Source organism: Roseomonas sp. CAU 1739, from assembly GCF_039839775.1.
Taxonomy (GTDB): Bacteria; Pseudomonadota; Alphaproteobacteria; order Acetobacterales; family Acetobacteraceae; genus Neoroseomonas.
Genome location: NZ_JBDOQQ010000001.1, coordinates 715,449 through 738,228 on the forward strand (window position 1 = coordinate 715,449; position 22,780 = coordinate 738,228).

The window sequence follows — 22,780 nt, forward strand, 5'->3', positions numbered from 1 at the left end:
TTACTATGCTAGATTCGCTTCAGCTTCGAGCCACCTCTCACAAAACCCCACCACATCCCCCGTCTGAAACGCCCCCACCCTCTCCATCACCACCTCAAACGGCCAATCCCACCACGCAATCGCCGCCAGCTTCGCCGCGATCTCCCGCGAAAACCTCTCCCGAATAACCCTTCCCGGCACCCCGCCGACAATCGTGTACGGCGCCACATCCTTCACCACCACCGCCCCGGCCGCGAGCACCGCCCCATCCCCCACCGTGACGCCAGCCAGCACGGTCACCCCATGCCCAATCCACACGTCATTCCCGATCGTCACCCGCGCCGCCCGCCGCGCCTCAAAGAACGCCGCATCACGCTTCAACGACGCATCATAATACTCCGGCACATACGTAAACCTGTGCAGCGACGGCCGCTCCATCGGATGGTTCGGCGGCCCGATCCGCACATGCGCCGCGATCGCGCAGAACTTCCCGATCGTCGCATCCGCCACCTGGCAGTCATGCCCGAGATAGCTCGCATCCCCGATCGTCGAATACTCGACCGCGCTCCGCTCCAGCACCTCGCAATGCGCGCCCAGCACCACCTCGCGCAGCTTCACGCTCGGATGCACGAACGTCTCGGCGAGCTTCGCCCGCGCCACACCCTGGTCCATCGAAACCACTCTCAAAGCAGCGAGGGAATGCCCGGCGCCGGCAGCGCGATCTCGCTCGTGAGAAACTCCTGCAGTTCCTTCCCGAATCCGCTGTCGCATTCCCACGGCGCATCCGGCGGCGATGCCATCGAAGGCACGATCACCCCCGCCCCGGGCGGGAACCGCGCCGAATCCAGGATGCCGAGGTTGAACCCCAGGCTCGGCAGCATCCGCGGTTCGCGCAGCGGCGTCGGCGCCGGCCCGTAGAAGCCGAAATAGGTCACCGGCAGCGGCAGCCCGCAGGCATTCTCCCACCGCTCGCCCGGCTTCAGCTTGGCGAAATACGGCACCGGCTCGGATTCGAACTTCCGTCCCTCGGGCGGCGTCGGCACCCACTTGCCGACCACCACGCGATCGCCCGACCCCCGCGCCGCGAACAGCAGCGCCGGGTCGCGGTCCCGGATGCCGGTATTGTCGGTCGCGAACAGCACCGCGGCGACGAAGATGTCCCGGTCGCGCGTGTTCACCACCGTGACGTCGAGGTACAGCGCCTCCCGCGTCAGCGCCCTGATCGTGACCGAAAGGCTCGCCATGATTCCGTCCTGTCCTCAGTACCGTGGGCGCTGGTATTCGTGCGGGTTCTTGCTGATCCCCTGGTCGTCGAAATCCTTGCGCAGCTTGTTCTCGGTATAGGGATTGTTGGCATAGGGCCCGAGCCCCACCGCCTGCTGCTCATACCCCGGCGCGGAATACGTGTTCCCGTCCGCACCCGTGTAGTTGCTGGTCGCCTTCACATTGGTGCCGTGCACATCGTGGTCGGCGTGGATCAGCTCATGCCCCAGCCCGATCGCGGGGTCGCGCGTCTGGTCCGGCCGCCCGTTCAGCTTGTCCTTGTCGGGGTTGAAATGCACCACGGCATCCGTCCCCGCGCCCGGCGCGCCGGTCAGGGGATTGGTGTAGCCCGCGCCGTCCTCGGAATTGGTGCCGTCGGTGCTCTGCTTGATGGTGGTCGTGTGCGGCGCCGCGTCCAGGCTCTGCAGCAACCCAAGCCCGGTCGGCGTCGAGGCCAGCTTGGCCAGCGCGATCATCGTCTTGAGCTGGAATTCCGGCGACCCCTCCAGCTTGATCTGCGACTTCCCCGACAGGATCTTCGCCAGCAGCGCCGCCGCCGGGCCGCCCCCGCCGCCGCCCCCGCCGCCTGCGCCGTCGCCCACGAATACGGTGAAGCAGCCGAGGATGATGATGCCGCCATGCGCGCAGTTATCGAGGATGCGCGCCTGCGGCATCTTCATCGTCATCACCGTCGCCGAGCCCTTGGCGATCATGTCCGGCGGCCCGACGCACACGCACATGTCGGTCACCCGCGCGGCCGGGAGCTTGCCGATCAGCACGGTCGGCGCGCCGGGGCCCGCGATCGGCCCGCCGACATGGGGCACCAGCACCGTGAACATCGGGCAGATGTGCATGTCGGTCAGCCGCGCGGCGGGAAATCCGACCATCTCTCTCCGTCTCTCCGTCCCATGGCAGTCTCACGGCCCACGGCGCCGCCCGCAAGCGCGGCGCGTCACAGGCCCCGAAGCGTTGTCACCCCAACCCGCCTGGCGCACCCTGTCCGCCGACGGAGGAGAGCACCAATGCCGGCACCCATCCAGGTCTGGACCTGGCCGACCCCGAATGGCCACAAGGTCCATATCCTGCTCGAGGAACTGATAGACCAGGGCAGGGGCATCCCCTACGAAGTGGTTCCGGTCGCGATCGGCAAGGGCGAACAATTCCGCCCCGAATTCCTCGCCATCACGCCCAACCACCGCATCCCCGCCATCATCGACCCCGAAGGCCCCGGCGGCGTCCCGCTCAAGCTGTTCGAAAGCGGCGCGATCCTCATCTACCTGGCCGAGAAGGCCGCCAGCCCGCTGATCCCGGCCGACCCGGCCACACGCTACACCGCCCTGCAATGGCTGATGTTCCAGATGGGCGGCGTCGGCCCGATGTTCGGCCAGTACAACCACTTCGCCAACTACGCGGCGGAAAAGCTGACCTACGCCATCGAACGCTACACCAACGAGGTCGAGCGCCTGCATCGCGTGCTCGACAAGCGACTGGCCGAATCGGCCTATCTGGCGGGGCCGGACTACTCGATCGCCGACATCGCCACCTTTCCCTGGATTCGCAATGCCGAGCGGCGCAACGTTGATCTCGGTCAATATCCCAACGTGTTGCGCTGGCACGATGCCATCGCCGCCCGCCCCGCGGTGAAGCGCGGCGTCGCGGTGCTCGCGGAAAACCAGCGCCGCGGCACGATGACCGATGCCGAACGGGACATCATGTTCGGCAAGACCCAGTTCGCGGCGCGCTGAACACGCGCCCGGACCAACAGGAAACGCCAGGTTCGCATGGCCGAGATCGACCACATCGTGATTGGCGCCACCACCCTCGCGGATGGCGCCCGCTACATCGAGGAAACCCTCGGCGTGAAGCCCTCCAAGGGCGGGGCGCATGCCGGCCTGGGCACCCACAACCTGCTGCTGGGCCTGGGTGCCAATTGCTACATGGAGATCATCGCTCCCGATCCAGGCCAGCCGGAACCGGCCCATCCGCGGCTGTTCGACCTCGACGATGCCGGGTTGCGCACCATGCTCGAAGCCGAACCCCGGCTGATCGCCTACGTCGCGGCCACCCCCGCGTTGGAACCGGTTGTCGCGCGGCTCGGCGCCTCCCATGCCGGGGAGATCCGCACGATGTCGCGCGGCGACCTGCGCTGGCGCATGGCCTGCCCGCCGCAGCGGCAGGACATGAACAACCTGATCCCGGCGCTGATCCAGTGGGATGGCGAACGCGCGGCAAAGCACATCAAGGATTCCGGTTGGCGCCTCACCTCGCTCGAAGCCGAGCATTCCGACACCCAGGCCCTGCACGCCGCCCTGACGGCGCGTGGCCTGACGGATGCGGTGAAGATCCGCCCCAGCCCGCAGACGCGCCTGATCGCCCATTTGCGCCACAAGGACGGGCGAGAGGTGACGCTGACCAGTGCGTAGGTTCCTTTGACCTGCAAACGTCGGGCGGCTTGCATCCCAGGGTCCCCTGCACCTTGCGCAGCGTCGCGCATGGGGCCCATCCGGGGGCCTCGGCTTCGCCCAGCGCACCGGTGCACTGGGGGCGGCTGTCGGACTGGACGCGGTCTTGGTGCGCGCCTCTGGACCGGGCACGTGTCTTGATCCGCATGGCAGGGCGGTGGTCCGTCCCTCGCCCTTCGCCGGCAGGGGCGCCGTCACATTCGGGGCCAGACCACGCCACGGCGCGGCAACGGCGTTCAGCCCGCCGGGCGGTAGCGCCACACGCTGGCCGGCGGGACGTTCAGTGGTGTCCAGGCCTCGCGCCGCGCCGTCAGCCCCAGGGTCCGGTACGGCAGGGGGGACGTGATGCAGTAGCTGTACAGCAGGAAGCCGCGCCCCGGGGCCACCGACTCCACGGCATCGACGAAGCGGCGCTGCTGCTCGGTCGGCAGCAACACCAGCGGGATGCCGCAGATCGCGGTGCCGACGCGCCCATGCAGTGCCTTCGGCAGCGCCTCGGACAGGGCGAAGGCATCGCCCTCGATCACCGTCACGCCAGGCAGGGTGCGCGCCAGGTGGCGCGCCATGTCCGGCACGATTTCGACCACCACCAACCGGTCCGGCGGCACGCCGCCATCCAGCAGCGCGCGACTGACCGCCCCGGTGCCGGCACCGAGTTCCACCACCACCTGATCCCCACGGCGTTCGACCAGCGCGGCGATTCGCCGCCCCAGCGCGGGGGACGACGGCACCACGGAGCCCATCTGCAGCGGATTGGCGGCCCAACGGCGGAGAAACAGCCCGAATCCGCCCTCCCGGACTCCGGATGGACGGTCCTCGATGGTGTTGCCCGACATCCGCTGCTCCATGACTATAATGTGACGATTCAAGGGCTTGTCACCCGCATGGTGATAGGTCCCGTTGCCGGGGCTGGCCAGTTACGGTTGGATGGCAGCGCACGGAGAGAATCGGCGTGACGGCGCGCGTCCTGGTAGTGGATGACATCCCCGCGAATCTGCGCCTGCTCGAGGCGAAGTTGCGGGCCGAGTATTTCGAGGTGGCGCTCGCCGCCTCGGGGCCCGAAGCCCTGGCGCTGACCTCCGCCTGGGCGCCCGATGTCGTGCTGCTCGATGTGATGATGCCGGGCATGGATGGCTATGAGGTCTGCCGCCGCCTGAAATCCCAGGACAGCACCGCCCATATCCCGGTCGTCATGGTCACCGCGCTGACCGATCAGGCGGAGCGCGTGCGTGGCCTCGAAGCCGGCGCCGACGACTTCATCTCGAAGCCGGTTGACACCGCCCTGCTGTTCGCCCGGCTGCGCGCGCTGCTGCGCATGAAGCAGGTGCTCGACGCCTGGCGCGTGCGCACCGAGACGACGCGCGAGCTCGGCTTCGAATCGCCCATTCCACCGGCGGAGGATTTCTCCACCGCCCGGCTGCTCCTCGCCGGCGGCCTGCCGGAGGAAGCCGCCGCCGTCGCCGCCGCGCTGGCCGCCGATGGCATGATGGTCGAACACGCGGCGGATGAGGCAACCGCCTGGGACCGGTTGCAGGATGCGGCGCATGACCTTGCGCTGCTGTGCGTGCCGCTGGCCGGCGGCGATGCGTTGCGTCTCGCCTCCCGGCTGCGGGCCCATGGCGACATCCGCGACCTTCCGCTGATCCTGCTGGCCGGGGAGGACCAGCGCCACGCCGTGCTGCGCGCCTTCGACCTCGGCGCCTCCGACCACGTCATGCGCCCGATCGACCCGCCGGAACTGCGCGCGCGCGTGCGCAACCAGTTGCGCCGCCGCCGCTACCAGGAATTGCTGCGCGACAGCCTCGACCGCTCGCTCGAACTCGCGGTGACCGATTCGCTGACCGGCCTGCGCAACCGGCGCTATGTGCGCCGGCATCTCGAATCGCTGCTGCGCACCGGCGCGACCGCCACCATCCTGCTGATCGACGTGGACCGGTTCAAGCCGCTCAACGACCGCTACGGCCACGCAGCCGGCGATACCGCCCTCAAGGAGGTCTCCGCCCGGCTGCGCGAGCACCTGCGCGCGGTCGATGTCGTGGCGCGCTACGGCGGGGAGGAGTTCCTCGTCGTCATGGCCGGGGCAGGCGATGAGGAAGGCGCGGCGGTTGCCGAGCGCCTGCGCGCCGCCATCGCCGACCGCCCCGTGATGGCGGGCCCGCTCGCGCTTTCGGTCACGGTCAGCATCGGCTTGGCCGTCGCCCGCGGCCAGGCGGCGGCCGATGGGCTGATCGCCGTGGCGGATGCCGCGCTGTACCGCGCCAAGGAGGCCGGGCGGAACCGTGTCGAAGTCGCGTCGGCCGAGGATTGGGGCGCCCAACCCGAGTAGTGCGCGCAACGACAAACGGGCGCCGCCCGAAGGCGCGCCCGTCCGAATGCCGGCAATCGAGGGCGGGTCAGGCCCGCCCGCGGATTACTTGATCTTGGCTTCGCGGAACACGACGTGCTTCCGCGCCACCGGATCGTACTTCTTCTTTTCCATCTTCGCGGTCATCGTACGGGTATTCTTCTTCGTGACGTAGAAGTAGCCCGTATCGGCGCTGCTCACGAGACGGATGAGGATGGTATTCGACTTCGCCATGACATGCTCCATGGCCCGCGGGCGAGTGGTCCCCGGGGCGCGAGAGCGCGCAAACTAGCGACCGGGACGGCGCAGTCAAGCAAGACCGGTAGGGTAGGGGTGAAATTCCGGCCGGCACGGGGCGAGGAGGGACTTGGAGGGATGCAAACCGTCCCGCCGGGACCTGCCGCCCCCTGGACAGCGGGCGCTCGTCGCCGCGCATGATCGTTCCGCCAATACCGGTCGCCCGTCTGCCTGGCATTCGCGATGGCGGCCTGGACAGCGCAAATCGTCCCGCGCAATTCCATCCGTCCCGCCGCAGTTCGGATCCTGGGCGCCCCCCCGTGCGAACAGCCCCAAATCCCGCGGTCCAGGGACCCGCTGGTCCCTGGCGGGGTGGTTTGGAGGGGCAGCGCCCCTCCAACATTCGCGCCTTCGAAACGCGCCGCCCTCGGTCCCCCCTATTGCGGCATGGCGGCCGCCTCCGCCGCCGGGTCCACCGCCAGGGCGCGCGCCACCGCCAGGTCCGTGTCGGACACATCGCCGGCCAGGCAGGTCGCGCGCAGGGCTTCCGCCTCCTCTGCGCTCACCGGGTGCCGCAGGGCCTGCTGGCGGGACTGCGCCGTGCGCATCGGCCGAATGCCCGCACGCAGCTGAGCCAGGCCTTCGGCCGCCCCGCCCACCGTGCACAGGCCCGGCAGCACGCCGATGCCCTGCAGCGGCCAGCCGGCCGGCATGATCAGTCGCGACCAGCTCATCAGCAATTCACCGCCATCGGGCAGCGGCACCACCAGCTGGACCAGTCCCTTGCCGGTGGTGGCGGTGCCGACCACCGCGGCGCGGCCGCGATCCGCGAGGGTCGCGGCGACGATCTCGGCCGAGGAGGCGGTGCGCCCGTCCACCAGCACCACCAGCGGCCGGTCCTCCGCCAGGTCGCGTCCGGCGGTGACGTAGATGCGGCTTGCCTCGGGGTGGCGCCCGACCGTGCGAAACGCCTCCCCCGGTCCGAGGAAAATGTCGGTGACCGCGGCCGCCTGCGACAGCAATCCGCCCCGGTTTCCCCGCAGGTCGAGTACGACGGCCCGCGGTGCCGCCTGGCTGAAGGCACCGAGCAGGGCGGCCGCCACCTGGCGTTCGGTCTGGGCGGAAAAGGACGGTATCCGGATGACCAACACGTCGTCGACCCGTTCGGCGGTCACCGGGTTGCCCGGGGGCAGGACGCGGCGGAGCGTCACCTCCTGGCGCCGGCGGCTGCGTTCGATCAGCAGAACGACGTCGGACCCGGCGCGCCCTTCCAGCAATCCCGCCGCGCCGGCGGCATCGCGCGGGCGCAGCGTGGTCCCGTCGATGGCCAGGATCCGGTCGCCGACCACCAGCCCCGCCAGGGCCGCCGGCCCGTCATGGGCGATGGCGGCGATCACCGTGCCGGCACCCCGCCCGGGCGCGAGGCGCAGCCCAAGCCCGGCCTCGCCTGTTCGCCGTTCGCGCGCGGCCTGGGCTTCTTCCGGCGTGATATAGCGGCTGAACGGGTCGAGGTGGTTGAAGATCGCCTCGAAACTGTGCCGGATCAGCCCCGAGGCGCCGGCAGCGCGCAGCGTCGCCGAGGCATTCCAGCCCGCCTGCTGGAACAGCGTCAGCCGGTCGGCCGCGGCGCCCCCGGCCGCCGCGAAACCTTCGCCTTCGCCGCGCACCGGCAGGCCGCGCGACAGGAGTGCCCGCTCGCCCTGCATCAGCCGGACGGTGCCGCCGGTGCGCTGGATGGCGAGTTGCGGGTCGATATCGGTCATGCCGGTAAGCGACCAGATGAGCAGGTCGGCCGGCGTGGCGGCTTCCAGGTGGCGTTCGAGGATGGCGGCGAAGCCGGCGCCGAGCACGAGCCGCATCTCGTCGCGCGGATAGGCGCCGGTGCGCGAGATTTCCTGCGCCGCGGCGATGCCCGGCAGCAGGACCAGCACCAGCAGCAGAAGCAGGATCAGGACCGGCGGGCGCGCGGCTTTCCCTTGGGTGCGGGCCGTCCGCGCCCGCGCGATGGCATTCCCTGCATCAGGTGGAAGACCATGCCGCCGGTGCGTGGTGTCGCCTCGGCCAAGCGGGCCTCCACGGCGTCGCCCAGCCGGAAGATCATTCGTGTCCTGCGACCGGCCAGAGATTGCGTGGCCTCGTCCAAATCCCATCGGTCGTCCGGCAGAGATCCGAGCGGGACGATCCCGCTGGCCCCGTTCTCCTCCAGCGTGACAAACAGGCCGAAGCGAGTCACCCCGGAAATACGTGCCGCGAAGGATTCTCCGACCCGTTGTGCCATATGCGCCGCGAGGTAGCGGTCGACGGCATCGCGTTCCGCCGCGGCGGCGCGGCGTTCGGTCGATGTGATGTGCTCGGCGGTGTCGGGGAAGCGCGCGGCTTCGTCCTCGATCAGCCCGTCCTTGCCGAGTTTCAGCCCGCGGATCAGCGCGCGATGCACCAGCAGGTCGGCGTAGCGGCGGATGGGCGAGGTGAAATGCGCGTAGCGCGGCAAGGCGAGGCCGAAATGCCCGAGATTGTCGGGCGAATAGGCCGCCTGCGACTGGCCGCGCAGCACGGCCTCATTGACCAGGCGTTCCTCCGGCAGGCCGCGCACCTTCTCGAGCACGCGGGCGAAGTCGCGCGGATGCAGCCGGTCGCCCTGCGGCAGGGTGATGTCGAAGGTGGCGAGGAACTGCCGCAGACCTTCCAGCTTCTGGTCCGATGGCCGGTCGTGCACGCGGTACATGCAGGGCTGGACGAGGCGTTCCAGCTCCTCCGCCGCGCACACATTGGCGGCGACCATGAATTCCTCGATCAGTCGGTGCGCATCGAGTCGCGCGCGCGGCTCGACCGAGGCGACGCGGCCCTGCTTGTCCAGCACCACCTTGCGTTCCGGCACGTCGAGGTCGAGCGTGCCACGCTTCTCCCGCGCGCCGAGCAGGGCGCGGAAGGCGCCATACAACCGGCCGACATGGCCTTCGGGCAAGGCGGCGGGGTCGGTGCCGGCATCGGCGGCGGCCTGGACCTCCTCATAGGTCAGTCGCGCGGCGGAGCGCATGATGCCGCGCCCGAAGGCGTGGGCATGCTTGCGGCCTTCCGAGTCGAAGCGCATCTCGACGAACAGGCAGCCGCGGTCTTCCGCCGGGCGCAGGCTGCACCAGCCATTCGACAGCGCCTCGGGCAGCATCGGGACGACGCGGTCGGGGAAATAGACCGAGTTGCCGCGCGCCCAGGCCTCGCGATCCAGCGCGGAGCCTGTGGTGACGTAATGCGCGACATCGGCGATGGCGACGAGGACCTTCCACCCGCCACCTTCCGGTTCGGCAAACACCGCGTCGTCGAAGTCGCGCGCATCCTCCCCGTCGATGGTGACCAGCGGGATCTCGCGCAGATCCGTGCGGCCATGGGCGGCGACACCGCGCGCGCGCTCGGCCTGCTGCACCGCCTCGGCCGGGAACACGTCGGGGATGCCATGGGCATGGATACAGACCAGCGAGACCGAGCGCGGTTCGCCCATCACGCCGAGCCGTTCGACGATGCGCGCAGGTTTGGGCCCGAAATGCCGGGTGGAGGGCAGGGGTTCGGCGAGCACGATCTCACCGGGCTGCGCGCCGGATTCCTCGCCGCGCGGCACCTCCCACACGCCCTTCTGGCGGCGATCGGTGGGGATGATGCGGCCTTCCTCGAAGACGCCGAGGATGCGGGCCGGCGGCGCCCCGCCGATGCGCTTGAAGGTGCGGCCTTCGTACTTGCCCGGCCCGATCGGCTTCAGCCGGGCGAGCACCTTCTCCCCCGCCGTCAGCGCCGGCTTCCCGGCCGGTTCGGGGTGCATGTAGATGACCGGCGGGCGGCCCTCCCCGCGCCAGCCGACCGGGCGGGCGATCGGGTCGCCATCGGGGTCGGTGCCGGTGATCTCGACCGGGGCGATCTCCGGCAGGCGGGATGGCGCGATGATGGCGCGCTTGCCGGCCGGCGTGGCGCTGCCCTCGGCGGCGAGTTCGCGCAGCAGCAGGCGCAGGTCCTGGCGCTGGTCGGCGGTCAGGCCGAAGGCGCGGGCGATGTCGGATTTGGTGACGCGCCCGGCGGCGGTGGCGAGGAAGTCGCGCAGCGCCGACTTGCTGGGCAGCGATGCGGGTTCATCCGGCCGTGCGGCGGCGCGGCGGCGGGAACTGGCCTGCGGGCGCGCATTGGGTGGGGCAATGACGGCCGCATCGGCCGGCAGCCTGTGCGGCCGCTCGGCGCGACGCGCGTCCGGCGGCGCGGCGGCGGGGGCGAGGTCGTCCTTTTCCCAGCCGTTTGGCGCGTCCTGCTGCTGCGTTGGGGCGCGGGGCCGGGCGCTCTTGCCCGTCCGCGCCACCTTGCCGCCGCCGACGGTCTTTCCCGTCCGCGCGCGCGCCTTGTGCCCCTTGGGCGGCGGCCCGCGGCGGACCATCAGCGGGCGGACTTGCCGGCGGGCTTGGCCTTGGCCGGAGCCTTCGCCTTGGCCGGGGACTTCGGCTTTGTGGGCGCCTTCTTGGCGGCGGCCTTGCGCGCCGGGGCCTTGGCCGCGGGCGCCTTGCGGGCGGGTGCCTCGCCATTGGCTGCCTTCTTCGCGGCGGCCTTGGGTGCGGCCGCCTTGCGCCCGGCCGGGCCGCGCGGCTTCAGCGCCTTGCCCTTTTCCGCCAGCAGCGCGACGGCGTCCTCAAGGGTGATGTCCTCCATCGCCACGTCGCGCGGCAGGTTGGCGACCGTCTTCCCGTGCTGGGCATAGGGGCCGAAGCGCCCCTTGCGGACGCTCACCGGTTCCTTGTCCTTCGGATGCACGCCGAGTTCGCGCACACGCGCCCGCGCATCGGCCAGCAGCACCAGCGCCCGGTTCATGCCGACGGTCAGCACGTCGTCATCCTTGTCGAGCGACTTGAACACCGTCCCGCACCGGACATAGGGCCCGAAGCGGCCGAGTCCTGCGGTGATCTCCTCCCCGGTTTCGGGGTCGAAGCCGATGGCACGCGGCAGGGAGAGCAGCCCGAGCGCCTGATCCAGTGTGACAATATCGGGCGTCACACCATTGGGAAGGCTGGTTCTTCTCGGCTTGGTCGGCTTGCCCTTGGCATCCGTGCCTGGCTCGCCGAGCTGGATGTAGAAGCCATAGGGCCCGCGCTTCATCGTCACGGCCTGGCCGGTCACGGGGTCGGTGCCCAGTTCCTGCTCAGCCGGCGCAGCACCTTCGCCCTCGCCGGAATCGACGCCGAAAGGTCGCGTATACCGGCATTCGGGATAGTTCGAGCAGCCGATGAAGGCCCCCGTCCGCCCGAGCCGCAGCCCCAGCCGCCCATTGCCGCAGGTCGGGCAGACCCGCGGGTCGGTTCCGTCGGCGCGGGCGGGGAACATGTGTGGGCCGAGATCTTCGTCCAGCGCATCGATCACGTCGCGGATCTTGAGGTCCCGCGTGGCTTCGACCGCGGCGGAGAACTCCGACCAGAAGGCGCGCATCACCGCGCGCCAGTCAGTCTGCCCGGCGGAGATCTCGTCGAGCTTCTCCTCCATCGAGGAGGTGAAGCCGGTATCCACATACTTGTCGAAGAACCGCACGAGGAAGGTCGTCACCATCCGCCCGAGGTCCTGGGCGATGAAGCGGCGCTTTTCCAGCGTGACGTATTTCAGGTCCTGCAGGCGCTGCAGGATCGAGGCGTAGGTCGAAGGCCGCCCGATCCCCAGCTCCTCCAGCCGCTTGACCAGCGAGGCTTCCGAGAAGCGCGGCGGCGGCTGGGTGAAGTGCTGGCTGGCGGTGATGGCGCCGCGCTTGAGCGGGTCGCGCTCGGCCATCGGCGGCAGGATACGGCTGTCGTCATCCTCGGCGGCGCCGGCTGCGGGGGCGATGCCGGCGCGCGCATCGGCGGCACGGTCGTCCTCATCTTCGCGGTACAGCTTCAGGAAGCCATCGAAGGCCACGACCGAACCCGTTGCACGGAAATGAATCTTGCCATCCGCGCTGGCGATGTCCACCGCCGTCTGGTCGAGTTCCGCCGACGACATCTGCGACGCCACGGCGCGCTTCCAGATCAGCTCGTACAGCCGCGCCTGGGCGCCATCCAACTCGCGCGCCATCGCCTCGGGCGTGCGGGTCACATCGGTCGGGCGGATCGCCTCATGGGCTTCCTGGGCGTTCTTCTGCTTCGACTGGTACTCGCGCGGCGTCGCCGGCATGTAGTCGGGGCCGAAGGCGTCCTTCACATGGTCGCGGATGGCCGCGATCGCCTCCCGCGCCATGGTGACGCCGTCGGTCCGCATGTAGGTGATGTGCCCGGCCTCATACAGCGCCTGGGCGGTGCGCATCGCCTGCTGCGCGCCCATGCCCAGCTTGCGCGATGCCTCCATCTGCAGGGTCGAGGTCATGAAGGGCGGCGGCGGATTGCGCCGGGTCCGCTTCTTCTCGACCGATGCAACGGCGTAGGTCGCGGCTTCCGCCGCCGCCTTGGCACGGTTCGCGGAGCCGGCCTCATGCAGGTCGAACTGGTCGAGCTTCTTCCCGTCCAGATGGGTCATCCGCGCCGTGAACGGCGCACCCGCCGGCGTCTGGAACTTGCCCTCGATGGTCCAGTATTCGCGCGCCTTGAAGGCCTCGATCTCGGCTTCGCGGTCGGAGATCAGCCGCAGCGCGACCGACTGCACGCGACCGGCGGACCGCGACCCCGGCAGCTTGCGCCACAGCAGCGGCGACAGCGTGTAGCCCACCAGGTAGTCCAGCGCGCGGCGCGCCAAGTAGGCATCGATCAGCGGCACATCCAGCTCGCGCGGATGCGCCACCGCATACTGCACGGCCCGCTTGGTGATCTCGTTGAAGGTGATGCGCTGCACATCCTTGCCGCGCAGAGCGCCCCGCTGCCCCAGCATGTCCTTCACATGCCAGGAGATCGCCTCGCCCTCGCGATCCGGGTCGGTGGCCAGCCACAGCCGCTTGGCCCCCTTCAGCGCGGTCGCGATCTTGGAAACCTGCGCTTCCCCGCGCCCATCCTTGCCCCAGACCATCGCGAAATCCTGGTCGGGCAGGACGGCACCGTCCTTTTCCTCCAGGTCGCGGACATGGCCGAAGGACGCGAGCACGGTGAAATCCCGCCCGAGGTACTTCTCGATCGTCTTCGCCTTGGCCGGCGATTCCACCACCACAACATCGGACATTCGGTCGAATCACCCGTTCGGACTGCGCATGACGCGGTGGCCGGGCAGCAGTTCCACCCGGCCTTCGAGCTCCAGATCCGTCAGCAGAGCCTGGAGTTCAGGGGGGGTCAGGTGGCAGCGGCGAAGCACCTCGTCAACCGATACTGGTGACATTCCAATTAATTCAATGATTTCGGCGCTCCCTTCCGGGGGCGGTCCAAGGCCATCCGACGCGGTTTCGTCGCTGTCCGGCAGGGTCCGGGCCATCCGAGCCGGGTCGAACAGCGGCCCGGCGCGCGGCACGTCCGGCAGGTGGTCGAGCACGTCCTCGGCGGTCTCGACCAGATGCGCGCCCTGCCGGATCAGGTCGTTCGACCCCCGGCAGCGGGGGTCGAGCGGGCTGCCGGGCACCGCGAAGACCTCCCGCCCATGCTCCAGCCCCAGCCGAGCGGTGATCAGCGTGCCCGACCGGTGGGCGGCCTCCACCACCACCACGCCCAGCGACAGGCCGGCGACGATCCGGTTTCGCTTGGGGAAATGCCGGTTCTGCGGCGCGGTTCCCAGCGGGCTTTCCGCTACCACGGCCCCGCGCTCGATCATCCGCGCGACCAGGGCCGCATTCTCGGGCGGGTAGGGCACATCCACCCCACCCGGCAGCACGGCGATGGTCCCGCCCGACCGCAGCGCCCCTTCATGCGCCGCGGTGTCGATGCCCCGGGCCAGGCCCGACACCACGGTCAGCCCCTTGGCCGCCAGTGCCTCCGCCAGTTCCTCCGCCACCCGGCGCCCGGCCGAGGAGGCGTTGCGCGCCCCCACGATCGCCACCGCGGGTGCTGCCAGCAGCGAGGCATCGCCCAGCACCGCGATCACCGGCGGCGCATCCGGCAGCAGCGCCAGCAGGGGCGGGTAGAGCGGGTCATCGAGGAACACGAACCGCCCGCCCAGGGTCGCCAGCGCCGCGAGTTCCTTCCGTGCTGCCGACTCGGCTGGCGGGACATAGGGCGTGGCCCGCCTGGCCGACAATGCCGGCAAGGCGGCCAGCGCCTGATCCGCGTCGCCGTGGCGGGCCAGCAGGCGACGAAAGGTGAGGGGGCCGATGCCCTCCGTCCGGGCCAACCTCAGCCGGGCAAGGCTCATGATGCCCACCTGCCGGCGGCCACGGCCTGACGGCCCGGCGGAACGATGGCTTGGCCAGGCAGGCTGGCGGGACGGATACAGGCCGGTCGCGGCCTCGGGGATGCAGCAATCACGCGAGAAATATAGTCTGTTGTTCAATCAAAAGGCGATAACGCGCAGGCCATCCCTCGCTCTCTTTGTGTTCGACAGGTCGGCAAAGCCCTGCGCCGACACGGCCCCGCAACGGCGCCGCGGGGGCGCGCCAGGATGCGCCGCGCCGGCCGCGCGTTCAGGCCTTCAACCCCTTCACCGCATTGGCCGTGGCACTGATGGTGATGCCGCCCGTCGCGTCGGCCGTCAGCCTGTCATGGACGCGCCGGCGCAGCGCCTCGACGGCTTCGGGCGTCTGACCCTCGAGCGTCGCGACCATCGCCGGGCCCTGGATGCTGGTGGTCCAGAAGATGTCGAAATCGGGGAAGCGTCGGGTCACGGTGATCGACCGTTGCTCGATCTCGCGCAGCCCGGCATCCGCCCAGAGCGCCCGCATCGTCTCCCGCCGCGACGCGTCCGCCGACGGCGGCATCGGCACCGCCATGCCGGCGGCGCGCATCTCCTCCTGGATGACGGCAATGGGAAAGCCGCCACCCGCAAGGTCCCATGAATAGGCCGCGACGATCCCGGCGGGTGCCACGACCCGCGCCATCTCCGCCACCCCCTTTGCCGGATCGGGCACGAAGAACAGCACCAGCGCCATGATCGCCGCATCGAAACTGTCATCGGCAAATGGCAGGTCCATCGCGCTGCCCTGCCGCAGCCGGGCTGGCCGCCCCGCCAGCCGCCCGCGCGCGTAATCCAGCTGCGCCGGCGACGGGTCGATGCCGTCCACCGAGGCCGGCGCGCAGCGATCCAGCAGCATCGCCGTCGAGGCCCCGTTGCCGCAGCCGATATCGGCCCATCGCAGCCCGGGCGCGGGTGCCACCCAGTCGAGGAACACATCCCCCGCCAAGCGGCTCCAGCCGCCCATGAACCGCTCATACGCCGCCCCGTCGGCGAACACGATGGGAGGATCGGCCATGGCCCTGCTCCTGTTCGGCCACGGCATGACGACCGCGCGCCCGCTTGCCATGTTGCGCCTGCCGCGCGCTAACCTCCATCAAATCACGCGCGCCTCGGGGGGCACCATGCTGACGGATCGCTACGGCCTCGCCGTCTCCACCACCTCCGTTGCCGCGCGCGACGCCTATGGGCGGGGGCTCGACCTGCTGCTGATGCTGCATGCCGGCGTGATCGACGCCTTCGACGAGGCCATCGCCGCCGATCCCGGCTTCGCCTTGGCGCACGCCGCCCGCGCCCATGTGCTGGCGATGTTCGCCGATGCGCCGGGCGCGCGCGCCGCGCTCGATGCCGCAGAGGCGCTCCGGCCTGGCGTCACCGACCGCGAGGCCAGCCAGATCCGCTTCTTCCGCACCATGATGACCAGACCCGTCGCAGCCAGTGTCGCGGCGCTGGAGGAACATCTCGCGCAATGGCCGCGCGATGCCATCGTGCTGAACACAACAGCCAGTCCGAACGGGCTGCTGGGATCCTCGGGCATCGTCGGGCAGAAGGCCCGGCTCGTCGCGCTGATGGCCGGCCTCTCGCCGCATTACGGCGCCGATTGGTGGTTCGATTCCTCATATGCCATGGCACTGAATGAGGACGGCCAGCGCGACGCCGCCCGGCCGCTGGTGGCGCGGTCCCTCGCGCAGCAGCCGGCCAGCGGCTGGATCGCTCATTCCCAGGCGCATCTGTTCTATGAGGATGGCGAACCCGAGGCGGCACGCGCCTTCCTGGCGGAATGGCTGAAGACCTACCCGCGCGGTGGCATCATGCATGGCCACCTGCATTGGCATCAGGCGCTGGGCGCGCTGGCGGGAGGCGACCTGGCGGAAGCCGCGCGGCTGTATCGCGAGGCCTTCTCCCTGGCCGGCCACAGCGGGCTGCCGCGCCAGAAGCTGCAGGATGCCGTGTCCTTCCTGTGGCGCATGGAACTGGCCGGCGCCCCGCGCGATGACGCGGCCTGGCGCGAGATGCACGATTTCGCCGTCAGCCACTTCCCGAAGGCGAGCCAGGCCTTCCCCGACCTGCATGTGGCGCTGGCGCACAGCGTGGCCGGCGACGGGGCGGTGCTGGAGGCACGCATCCGGCAGATGGAGGACATGGCCCGTGCCGGCCGGTACCCGTCCGGGTCGGTCATCCCCACGGCGGCGCGCGCCTTCATGGCATTCCAGAAGCGCGACTTCGGCACGGTGATCGACCTGCTGGAACCGCTGCTGGCCGAAAGCGAACGCATCGGCGGCAGCCGGGCGCAGACCGACCTGGTGGAATTCACGCTGCTGAAGGCGTGCGTGGAGGCGGGGCGGTTCGAGGATGTGCGTCGGCTGGTGGGGGCGCGGCGGCCGGGGACGGCAGGGGTGTTGGTGGCGGGGGTGCATTGAAGGCTGGCAATGGCGCCGGCCGCGGCCTGCGCGATGCGGGAGGCACGGCGGAGCGATGACCGTCAGGACGAGGCGCCGCTGGTGCCCGAAGGACAAGCGCTACGTGCTCGCGATCGAGTATCAGCCTGGCTTTGTGAGCCGCTTCATCTGGGGCTGCATCACATGCGGCGTGTCCGACATGCTTCTCGCATTTCAGGGCCGGACCTACGTGTGCCCCGCCTACGGCGCGGAGACCTTGACGAGGGAGCCAGTCGCCAAGGGTGCCGGTACGGCGCGGACTGGCCCGTGAACGGCCCCGCGGCCACGCGGCGCCTAGGGTATTTGCGCCTGCCTCGCCTTCAGCGCCTTCGTGCGTCCGCTTCCGCCTCGGACATTCAGGTCGGAATATCCCGCTCGGCGTGCAGCACGCGCCAAGCATCGATGTCGGCACGCTCGGCCCGATGGACGACGCGATAGGGAAAGCGGCGCAACTATCGAGCGCAGAGCCGGTCGAGGCGCAGATACGCGGCAAGCCAGGTCTGGGATGCCTTCCGATGCACTGCAACGCCGCCTGCACCGCATCGATGAAGGCAAACGCCACGGCTGCGCCCGCTTCGGTGACGTCGTGTTCAGCCGATACTCGTCGCCTGGGCTGATCGTCAGCAGCGGCGGCCCCTGTCCCGCGGCGAGCGCATCGGCGTCGCTACGGCAGCAGCGTCGTTGCTTCGGCCCAGAGCAGCCGCACCAGTTTCCCTGCCGGCAGGCTCCGGCCCAGGGCTACGCCTTGCCCGCCGCTCGCCGCGGTCAGCGCCGCCGCCGCGGGATGCGCCTTCCGTGCGGCATCGCCGAGCGCCCATTGTCGCGGGAAGGGGGCGGTCGGGGCATCGATGAAGACATCGGTCAGAGGACTTCGCCGATTGCGGCTGACCCGGCCCGTGGCGGCGCGGTTCAGCACCATGTCCTCCGCCCGCGCATCGGACAGCGCCGCCATCCAGCCAGGGCTGATCGCCGCTTCCGGTGTTCGGAGGAGGGCCGTGCCGAGTTGTACCGCGCTCGCGCCGAGTGTCAGCGCCGCAGCAATGCCGCGCCCATCCATGATGCCGCCGGCCGCGATGACCGGGATGGAGACGGCATCGGCCACCTGCGGCAGCAGGGCGAACAGCCCGACCAGCTGGTCACCGGCCGCTGCCGCCTGGTGGGAACTGCGGATGCCGCCCGCTTCGAAACCCTGCGCGACCACGGCTGCGGCTCCACTGGCTTCGACCAGCCGGGCTTCCGCGACCGTCGTCGCCGCGGCGAACCAGGGAATGCCCCGGGCCTTCAGCCGCGTCGCGACTGTCGATTGAAAGACGCCAAGCACGCAGGACGCGATCGGGGGCGCCAGATCCAGCAGCGCCTCGACTTGGGCGTCGAAGTCGGGGGCGTTCTCGATGGCGTCAGGCGTCGGTCCGTCAGCGCCTGCGATGCGACCGAGCGTGGCGCGCACCGTCGCATCAATGGCCGGGTCGGGCGGCGGCGCCGGCTCCATGATGCCGAGGCTCAGCTGGAAGGTGCCATTGCTGAGCGCGCGGAATGCCGCGACGCGGCCACGGATCGAGGCGGCATCGTCCCGCATGCCGCCTATGCCGCCAAGTCCGCCGGCAGCGGCCACTGCCGCGGCCAGCGCCGGCGGCGAGGCAACGGCCACGGGTGCCTGAAGGATCGGGACACGGAGACCGAAGGTGGCACCGAAGCGGCCGGCACGCTCTCGGCCGGACAGTCGCCTGAGAACACCGGGTTCGTCCATGCGGGTCAATTCCTGCCAGCGCGACCGGCCGGTGAGGCCGTGCCGCCGCCGCGAAATTCTGTCCCGGGTGCTGCGGCCTCGCAACGAAGCGCTGATGGCGTGCGGTCCCGGACCTCGATGGCTGGGACCGCACGCCATCCTTCGCCATCGCCGCCCGACGCTGAGCCGCCGGCCCATGCTGGAATTGCCCGGCATCAGGCAAATCTTGCATTGGCCAAACGTTCTCTATATGTTCCTGGCGCATGCTCTTTGAAACTGCCAAATCAGCATCCTCCCCAAGGACCGCCTGGGCTGTCTCGCTGAACATGCCGGTGGCCGGCGCCAGTTGACGGTTTCCAAAGGCCTCGGGCCTTTGGTGGGGTGGCTTGGAGGGGCAAGGCCCCTCCAATCATCATCCGTGGAATTTGTCCAAAACCGACACCCCGCGCGCTGATGTATCCGCGCGCTACTTCTGCCCGATCTTCGGTTCCGTCCCGGCCAACAGCCGCCGGATGTTCCCTTCGTGCTTCCAGAAGATCAGCAGCCCGACCAGGAGTGCCAGCAAGGCGTGCTCGGCATCCGACAGGATCAGCGCCAGCAGCGGCGCCGACCCCACTCCGATCAGCGTCGCGGCGGAGGAAATACGCGTCACCTTCGCCGCCACCAGCCACACCGCCATGCAGGCGAGGCCCACCGGCCACATCGCCGACAGGCAGACGCCGAGCGCGGTGGCGCCGCCCTTGCCGCCCTTGAAACCCAGCCAGACCGGCATGGTGTGGCCGAGCACCGCGGCGGTGCCGGCCACCAGATCCTGGTCCCCGGCCAGCCAGCGCATCAGCAGCACCGCCGCGACGCCCTTCAGCGCGTCGAGCAGCAGCGTCGCGATGGCGAGGCCCTTGCGCCCCGTCCGCAGCACATTGGTGGCGCCGATGTTGCCCGACCCGATGGCGCGGATGTCGCCGAGCCCTGCTGCGCGCGTCAGCAGCAGCCCGAAGGGGATCGACCCGATCAGGTAGCCGCCGACCAGCGCGACGGCGAAGCCGATGGACGGGTCGGTGATCATGCCCCGAACACCCGCCGCCCGGCCTTCCAGGTGCCGAGCACGCGCCCTTCCAGCGCCCGCCCGTCGAAGGGCGAGTTCTGCGCCTTGCCCGGCAGTTTCCCGGCCTCGACCTTCCAGCCGCGATCCGGGTGGAACAGCACCAGGTCAGCCGGCGCGCCCTTCGCGAGCCGCCCGCATGCAAGGCCGAGCAACGCCGCCGGCTTGCAGGTCAGCAGCCCCAGCGCGGTGGTCATCAGCAGGTCCCCGCCATGCACCCGCGCGAGCGTCACGCCCAGCAGCGTCGCCAGCCCGGTGCCGCCCGCCGCGGCCTGCGCGAAGGGCAGGCGCTTGTCGTCCGTGTCATGCGGCTGGTGGTCCGACGCCACCGCATCCAGCGTGCCGTCCGCCAATGCCGCAACCACCGCCTGGCGGTCGGCTTCCGTCCGCAGCGGCGGCGACAACTTCGCATAGGTTCGGTAGTCGCCGATCGCCGTCTCGTTCAGGTCGAAATACGGTGGCGCGGTATCGGCCGTGACGCGCAGCCCCTCCGCCTTGGCGGCGCGGATCAGGTCCAGTGCCGCGCCGGTCGAAACATGCGCGAAATGCACATGCCCCCCGGTGATGCGCGCCAGCGCGATGTCGCGCGCCACCATCATCGCTTCCGCCGCTGGCGGGATGCCCGGCAGGCCAAGCCGCGTCGCCAGTTCGCCTTCCGTCGCGGCGCCGCCCTGCGCCAGGGACGGGTCCTCCGGGTGCTGCACCACGAAGGCGCCGAAGGCCCGTGCATAGGACAGCGCGAGGCGCATCGTCCGCGCCGACCCGATAGCCTTCGCGCCATCGGTGAAGGCGATCGCCCCGGCTTCCTTCAGCAACCCGAATTCTGCCAGTTCCTTGCCTGCGCAGCCGGACGTCGCGGCGCCATAGGGCAGCAGGCTCACCGACCCCGTCGCCTCGCCGCGCCGGATCATGAAGGACAGCAGCGCGGGATCGTCCAGCGCCGGGTCAGTATCGGGCAGTACGCAGAGCGTCGTGATCCCCCCCGCCGCCGCAGCGACCGCCGCCGAAGCGATGGTCTCGCGATGCTCGGCCCCCGGTTCACCGAGGCTTGCGCGCAGATCGACCAGCCCGGGGGCGAGGCAGGCGCCAGCGGCGTCCAGCACCTCCGCCCCTTCCGGCGCGGTCAGCCCGGCGCCGAGATCGGCGATCGCGCAGTCCCGCACCAGTAGGTCGCCTGGCCCATCCAGGCCGGTTGCGGGGTCGAGCAGTCGGGCACCGGTGATCAGCAGGTCGCGCATGGGTCCCGGTTATAGACGCGCCGCCGATTCCTGCCACCGGTCGCCAGCGCGTGATTGACAGCGCCGGAACGAAACGCTGCCCTGGTGCCGACCCCGGGTGACGCCGATGCCGCTGCTCAACACCGGCCAGGGCTATGGCAGCCTGACCAAGACACTGCATTGGCTGGTGGTCGCGCTGTTCACCTTCCAGATCGTCTCGGCGCTGACCATGACACGGCTCGGCGACGATGCCGGCGCCGGACGCGACGCGCTGTATAACTGGCACAAGACGCTCGGCCTCGTTGCGCTCGGCGTCGCCCTGCTGCGCCTCTGGGCCCGCCGCGCCGGGGAATTGCCGCCCTGGGCGCCGGGCCTGACGACCTTCGACCGGCGTGTCGTCCACCATGCCGAACGCACGCTGTACCTCGCCATGTTCGTCATGCCTGTCAGCGGCTTCCTGTACGTCATGGCCGGCGGCTATGGCGTGCTGTTCGCCGGGGTCTTCGCGCTGCCCAATCCGATCGGCCGCTGGCCGCTGCTGGCCGAGGCGGCGAAGCTGGTCCATCTCGGCGCGGCCATACTGCTGGGCGTGGCGCTGGCGGCGCATCTTGGCATCGTGCTGCGCCACACCGTCATCCTGGGCAATCGCCTGGTCCACCGGATGCTGCCCGCCCGGCGATAGCAACCCGCGGCCCATGGCGGGCGTTCTTCGAGGCTAACGCCAGGCGGAACGATCCGCGGGCCATGCCATCCGAAAGGACCCACCCATGCCGCTGCCGGAGTGCATCGACAATCTGCGCCGGCTGGTCGGGGAGAACCCGTCCTTCCAGCGCCGTGTCTGGGTCATGCAGCGCATCGGCTGGGCGCTGATGGGGGCCCTGGTGCTCCTGGGCCTCGCCGGTGGGTTGGGTGGCGGGCCGCTGAGCACGGCCGAGGCCGTCTCGCCCGATGGCGCGTTGCGCGTCCGCCATGACGCGGTCGCCCGGCAGGACAGCGCGACGCGCTGGCGCATCGCCCTGCCGCCCGGCAGTTCGCGCGTCACCATCGCCTCCGAGGCACTGTCCTGGCTGGAGGTGGTCAACATCCAGCCGGCACCCGCCCGCCAGACCCACGATGGACGGGCACTGACGCTGCAGTTCGACGATGCCAGGCTGGCCACGCTGACGGTCGAGCCGCTGCTGCCGGGCCGGGCGGAGGTCACCATCGCCGCCGGCCACGCCCGGGCCGCCTTCCGCATGCTGGTCCTGCCCTGACGATGGAGACCGTCCTGAAGGCCTGCGGGCTCTATCTCGCGCTGCTGGTCCTGTTCCGCATCACCGGCCGGCGGTCGCTGCAGCAGACCACCACCTTCGACCTGGTGCTGCTGCTGGTGATCGGCGAGGCGGCGCAGCCCGCGCTGATCGGCAACGACAATTCGCTGACCACCGCGGTGCTGGCCGTGGCGACGCTGCTGTCCTTCGACGTCGCCCTGTCGCTGCTGAAGCGCAGGGCCGGGTCGCTGGAACGCGTGCTGGAGGGGCAGCCGACCATCGTCGTGATGCGCGGCGTCCCGCTGCTCGACCAGATGCGGCGCGCCCGCATCGATGAGGCCGACGTCCTGCAGGCCGCACGCGAGCGCCAGGGCATCCTGCACATGTCCGATATCGGCCTCGCCGTGCTCGAGGCGAATGGCAGCATCTCGGTGATCCCGGCCGAACGCCTGGTGCCCGACGGCGCGCCGGCCTGA

At 70.3% G+C, this 22,780-nt stretch carries 20 protein-coding genes; 7 read left to right on the forward strand and 13 right to left on the reverse strand.

What is annotated here, in order from left to right; genetic code table 11:
• Nucleotides 1–3: 3 nt before the first annotated feature.
• Genes AAFN86_RS03415 through AAFN86_RS03425 form a run of 3 tightly spaced genes read right to left on the reverse strand, consistent with a single transcriptional unit; the run spans nucleotide 4 to nucleotide 2,129 of the window.
• Nucleotides 4–651: a DapH/DapD/GlmU-related protein gene (locus AAFN86_RS03415; RefSeq protein WP_347541814.1), complete on the reverse strand. Its 648-nt coding sequence runs from the start codon at nucleotides 649–651 to the stop codon at nucleotides 4–6.
• 11 nt (nucleotides 652–662) lie between these two features.
• Nucleotides 663–1,223, reverse strand: coding sequence for a hypothetical protein (locus tag AAFN86_RS03420; RefSeq protein ID WP_347541815.1), 561 nt, complete (start codon nucleotides 1,221–1,223; stop codon nucleotides 663–665).
• A 15-nt stretch (nucleotides 1,224–1,238) separates the two neighbouring features.
• The gene (locus AAFN86_RS03425; RefSeq protein WP_347541816.1) at nucleotides 1,239–2,129 is read right to left on the reverse strand and encodes a M91 family zinc metallopeptidase; all 891 of its coding nucleotides are present in this window, start codon (nucleotides 2,127–2,129) and stop codon (nucleotides 1,239–1,241) included.
• Nucleotides 2,130–2,264: 135 nt separating this feature from the next.
• Between AAFN86_RS03425 and AAFN86_RS03430 the strand changes: the two genes are divergently transcribed.
• Together AAFN86_RS03430 and AAFN86_RS03435 are read left to right on the forward strand one after the other, a co-directional pair.
• On the forward strand, nucleotides 2,265–2,987 hold the full coding sequence (locus AAFN86_RS03430) for a glutathione binding-like protein (RefSeq protein WP_347541817.1): 723 nt from the start codon (nucleotides 2,265–2,267) through the stop codon (nucleotides 2,985–2,987).
• A 36-nt stretch (nucleotides 2,988–3,023) separates the two neighbouring features.
• Nucleotides 3,024–3,665: a VOC family protein gene (locus tag AAFN86_RS03435; RefSeq protein ID WP_347541818.1), complete on the forward strand. Its 642-nt coding sequence runs from the start codon at nucleotides 3,024–3,026 to the stop codon at nucleotides 3,663–3,665.
• Nucleotides 3,666–3,940: 275 nt separating this feature from the next.
• On the opposite strand, the gene AAFN86_RS03440 is transcribed toward AAFN86_RS03435, so the two are convergent.
• A complete protein-coding gene (locus AAFN86_RS03440) occupies nucleotides 3,941–4,540 on the reverse strand; it encodes a phosphoethanolamine methyltransferase (protein ID WP_347541819.1) in 600 nt (199 codons plus the stop codon).
• Between the two features lie 116 nt (nucleotides 4,541–4,656).
• Here AAFN86_RS03440 and AAFN86_RS03445 point away from each other — a divergent pair, with 116 nt between their 5' ends.
• Nucleotides 4,657–6,030 (forward strand): PleD family two-component system response regulator, encoded by a 1,374-nt coding sequence (locus AAFN86_RS03445; RefSeq protein ID WP_347541820.1) that lies wholly within the window; start codon nucleotides 4,657–4,659, stop codon nucleotides 6,028–6,030.
• 84 nt (nucleotides 6,031–6,114) lie between these two features.
• Here AAFN86_RS03445 and rpmG read toward each other — a convergent pair whose 3' ends face one another.
• From rpmG to AAFN86_RS03475, 6 genes are all read right to left on the reverse strand, one after another.
• Nucleotides 6,115–6,282 (reverse strand): 50S ribosomal protein L33, encoded by a 168-nt coding sequence (gene rpmG, locus AAFN86_RS03450; RefSeq protein ID WP_188966603.1) that lies wholly within the window; start codon nucleotides 6,280–6,282, stop codon nucleotides 6,115–6,117.
• A gap of 440 nt (nucleotides 6,283–6,722) precedes the next feature.
• A complete protein-coding gene (locus tag AAFN86_RS03455; RefSeq protein ID WP_347541821.1) occupies nucleotides 6,723–8,216 on the reverse strand; it encodes a S41 family peptidase in 1,494 nt (497 codons plus the stop codon).
• 17 nt (nucleotides 8,217–8,233) lie between these two features.
• Entirely contained in the window at nucleotides 8,234–10,696 is a 2,463-nt protein-coding gene (gene rnr / locus AAFN86_RS03460; protein ID WP_347541822.1) for a ribonuclease R, read from the reverse strand.
• Nucleotides 10,696–13,422 (reverse strand): type I DNA topoisomerase, encoded by a 2,727-nt coding sequence (gene topA / locus AAFN86_RS03465; protein ID WP_347541823.1) that lies wholly within the window; start codon nucleotides 13,420–13,422, stop codon nucleotides 10,696–10,698. Before topA ends, rnr begins: the two co-directional genes overlap by 1 nt.
• Before the next feature lie 9 nt (nucleotides 13,423–13,431).
• Nucleotides 13,432–14,538 (reverse strand): DNA-processing protein DprA, encoded by a 1,107-nt coding sequence (gene dprA / locus AAFN86_RS03470; RefSeq protein WP_347541824.1) that lies wholly within the window; start codon nucleotides 14,536–14,538, stop codon nucleotides 13,432–13,434.
• Nucleotides 14,539–14,806: 268 nt separating this feature from the next.
• Entirely contained in the window at nucleotides 14,807–15,592 is a 786-nt protein-coding gene (locus tag AAFN86_RS03475) for a class I SAM-dependent methyltransferase (protein ID WP_347541825.1), read from the reverse strand.
• On the opposite strand from AAFN86_RS03475, the gene AAFN86_RS03480 reads away from it, so the two are divergent.
• On the forward strand, nucleotides 15,591–16,994 hold the full coding sequence (locus tag AAFN86_RS03480) for a hypothetical protein (protein ID WP_347541827.1): 1,404 nt from the start codon (nucleotides 15,591–15,593) through the stop codon (nucleotides 16,992–16,994). The genes AAFN86_RS03475 and AAFN86_RS03480 overlap by 2 nt on opposite strands.
• 682 nt (nucleotides 16,995–17,676) lie before the next feature.
• Here AAFN86_RS03480 and AAFN86_RS03485 read toward each other — a convergent pair.
• From AAFN86_RS03485 to AAFN86_RS03495, 3 genes are all read right to left on the reverse strand, one after another.
• Nucleotides 17,677–18,759 carry a nitronate monooxygenase gene (locus AAFN86_RS03485; RefSeq protein ID WP_347541828.1) on the reverse strand — a complete coding sequence of 361 codons (1,083 nt, stop codon included), beginning with the start codon at nucleotides 18,757–18,759 and terminating at the stop codon, nucleotides 17,677–17,679.
• 445 nt (nucleotides 18,760–19,204) lie between these two features.
• A complete protein-coding gene (gene plsY, locus AAFN86_RS03490) occupies nucleotides 19,205–19,801 on the reverse strand; it encodes a glycerol-3-phosphate 1-O-acyltransferase PlsY (RefSeq protein ID WP_347541829.1) in 597 nt (198 codons plus the stop codon).
• Complete coding sequence (locus AAFN86_RS03495) at nucleotides 19,798–21,075, reverse strand: dihydroorotase (RefSeq protein WP_347541830.1); 1,278 nt, start codon at nucleotides 21,073–21,075, stop codon at nucleotides 19,798–19,800. The genes plsY and AAFN86_RS03495 overlap by 4 nt, the downstream gene beginning before the upstream one ends.
• A gap of 106 nt (nucleotides 21,076–21,181) precedes the next feature.
• Between AAFN86_RS03495 and AAFN86_RS03500 the strand changes: the two genes are divergently transcribed.
• The 3 genes from AAFN86_RS03500 (at nucleotide 21,182) to AAFN86_RS03510 (ending at nucleotide 22,780) form a co-directional block, all read left to right on the forward strand.
• Complete coding sequence (locus tag AAFN86_RS03500) at nucleotides 21,182–21,736, forward strand: cytochrome b/b6 domain-containing protein (protein WP_347541831.1); 555 nt, start codon at nucleotides 21,182–21,184, stop codon at nucleotides 21,734–21,736.
• An 85-nt stretch (nucleotides 21,737–21,821) separates the two neighbouring features.
• Nucleotides 21,822–22,307 (forward strand): hypothetical protein, encoded by a 486-nt coding sequence (locus tag AAFN86_RS03505; protein ID WP_347541832.1) that lies wholly within the window; start codon nucleotides 21,822–21,824, stop codon nucleotides 22,305–22,307.
• Nucleotides 22,308–22,309: 2 nt separating this feature from the next.
• Nucleotides 22,310–22,780, forward strand: coding sequence for a YetF domain-containing protein (locus tag AAFN86_RS03510; RefSeq protein WP_347541833.1), 471 nt, complete (start codon nucleotides 22,310–22,312; stop codon nucleotides 22,778–22,780).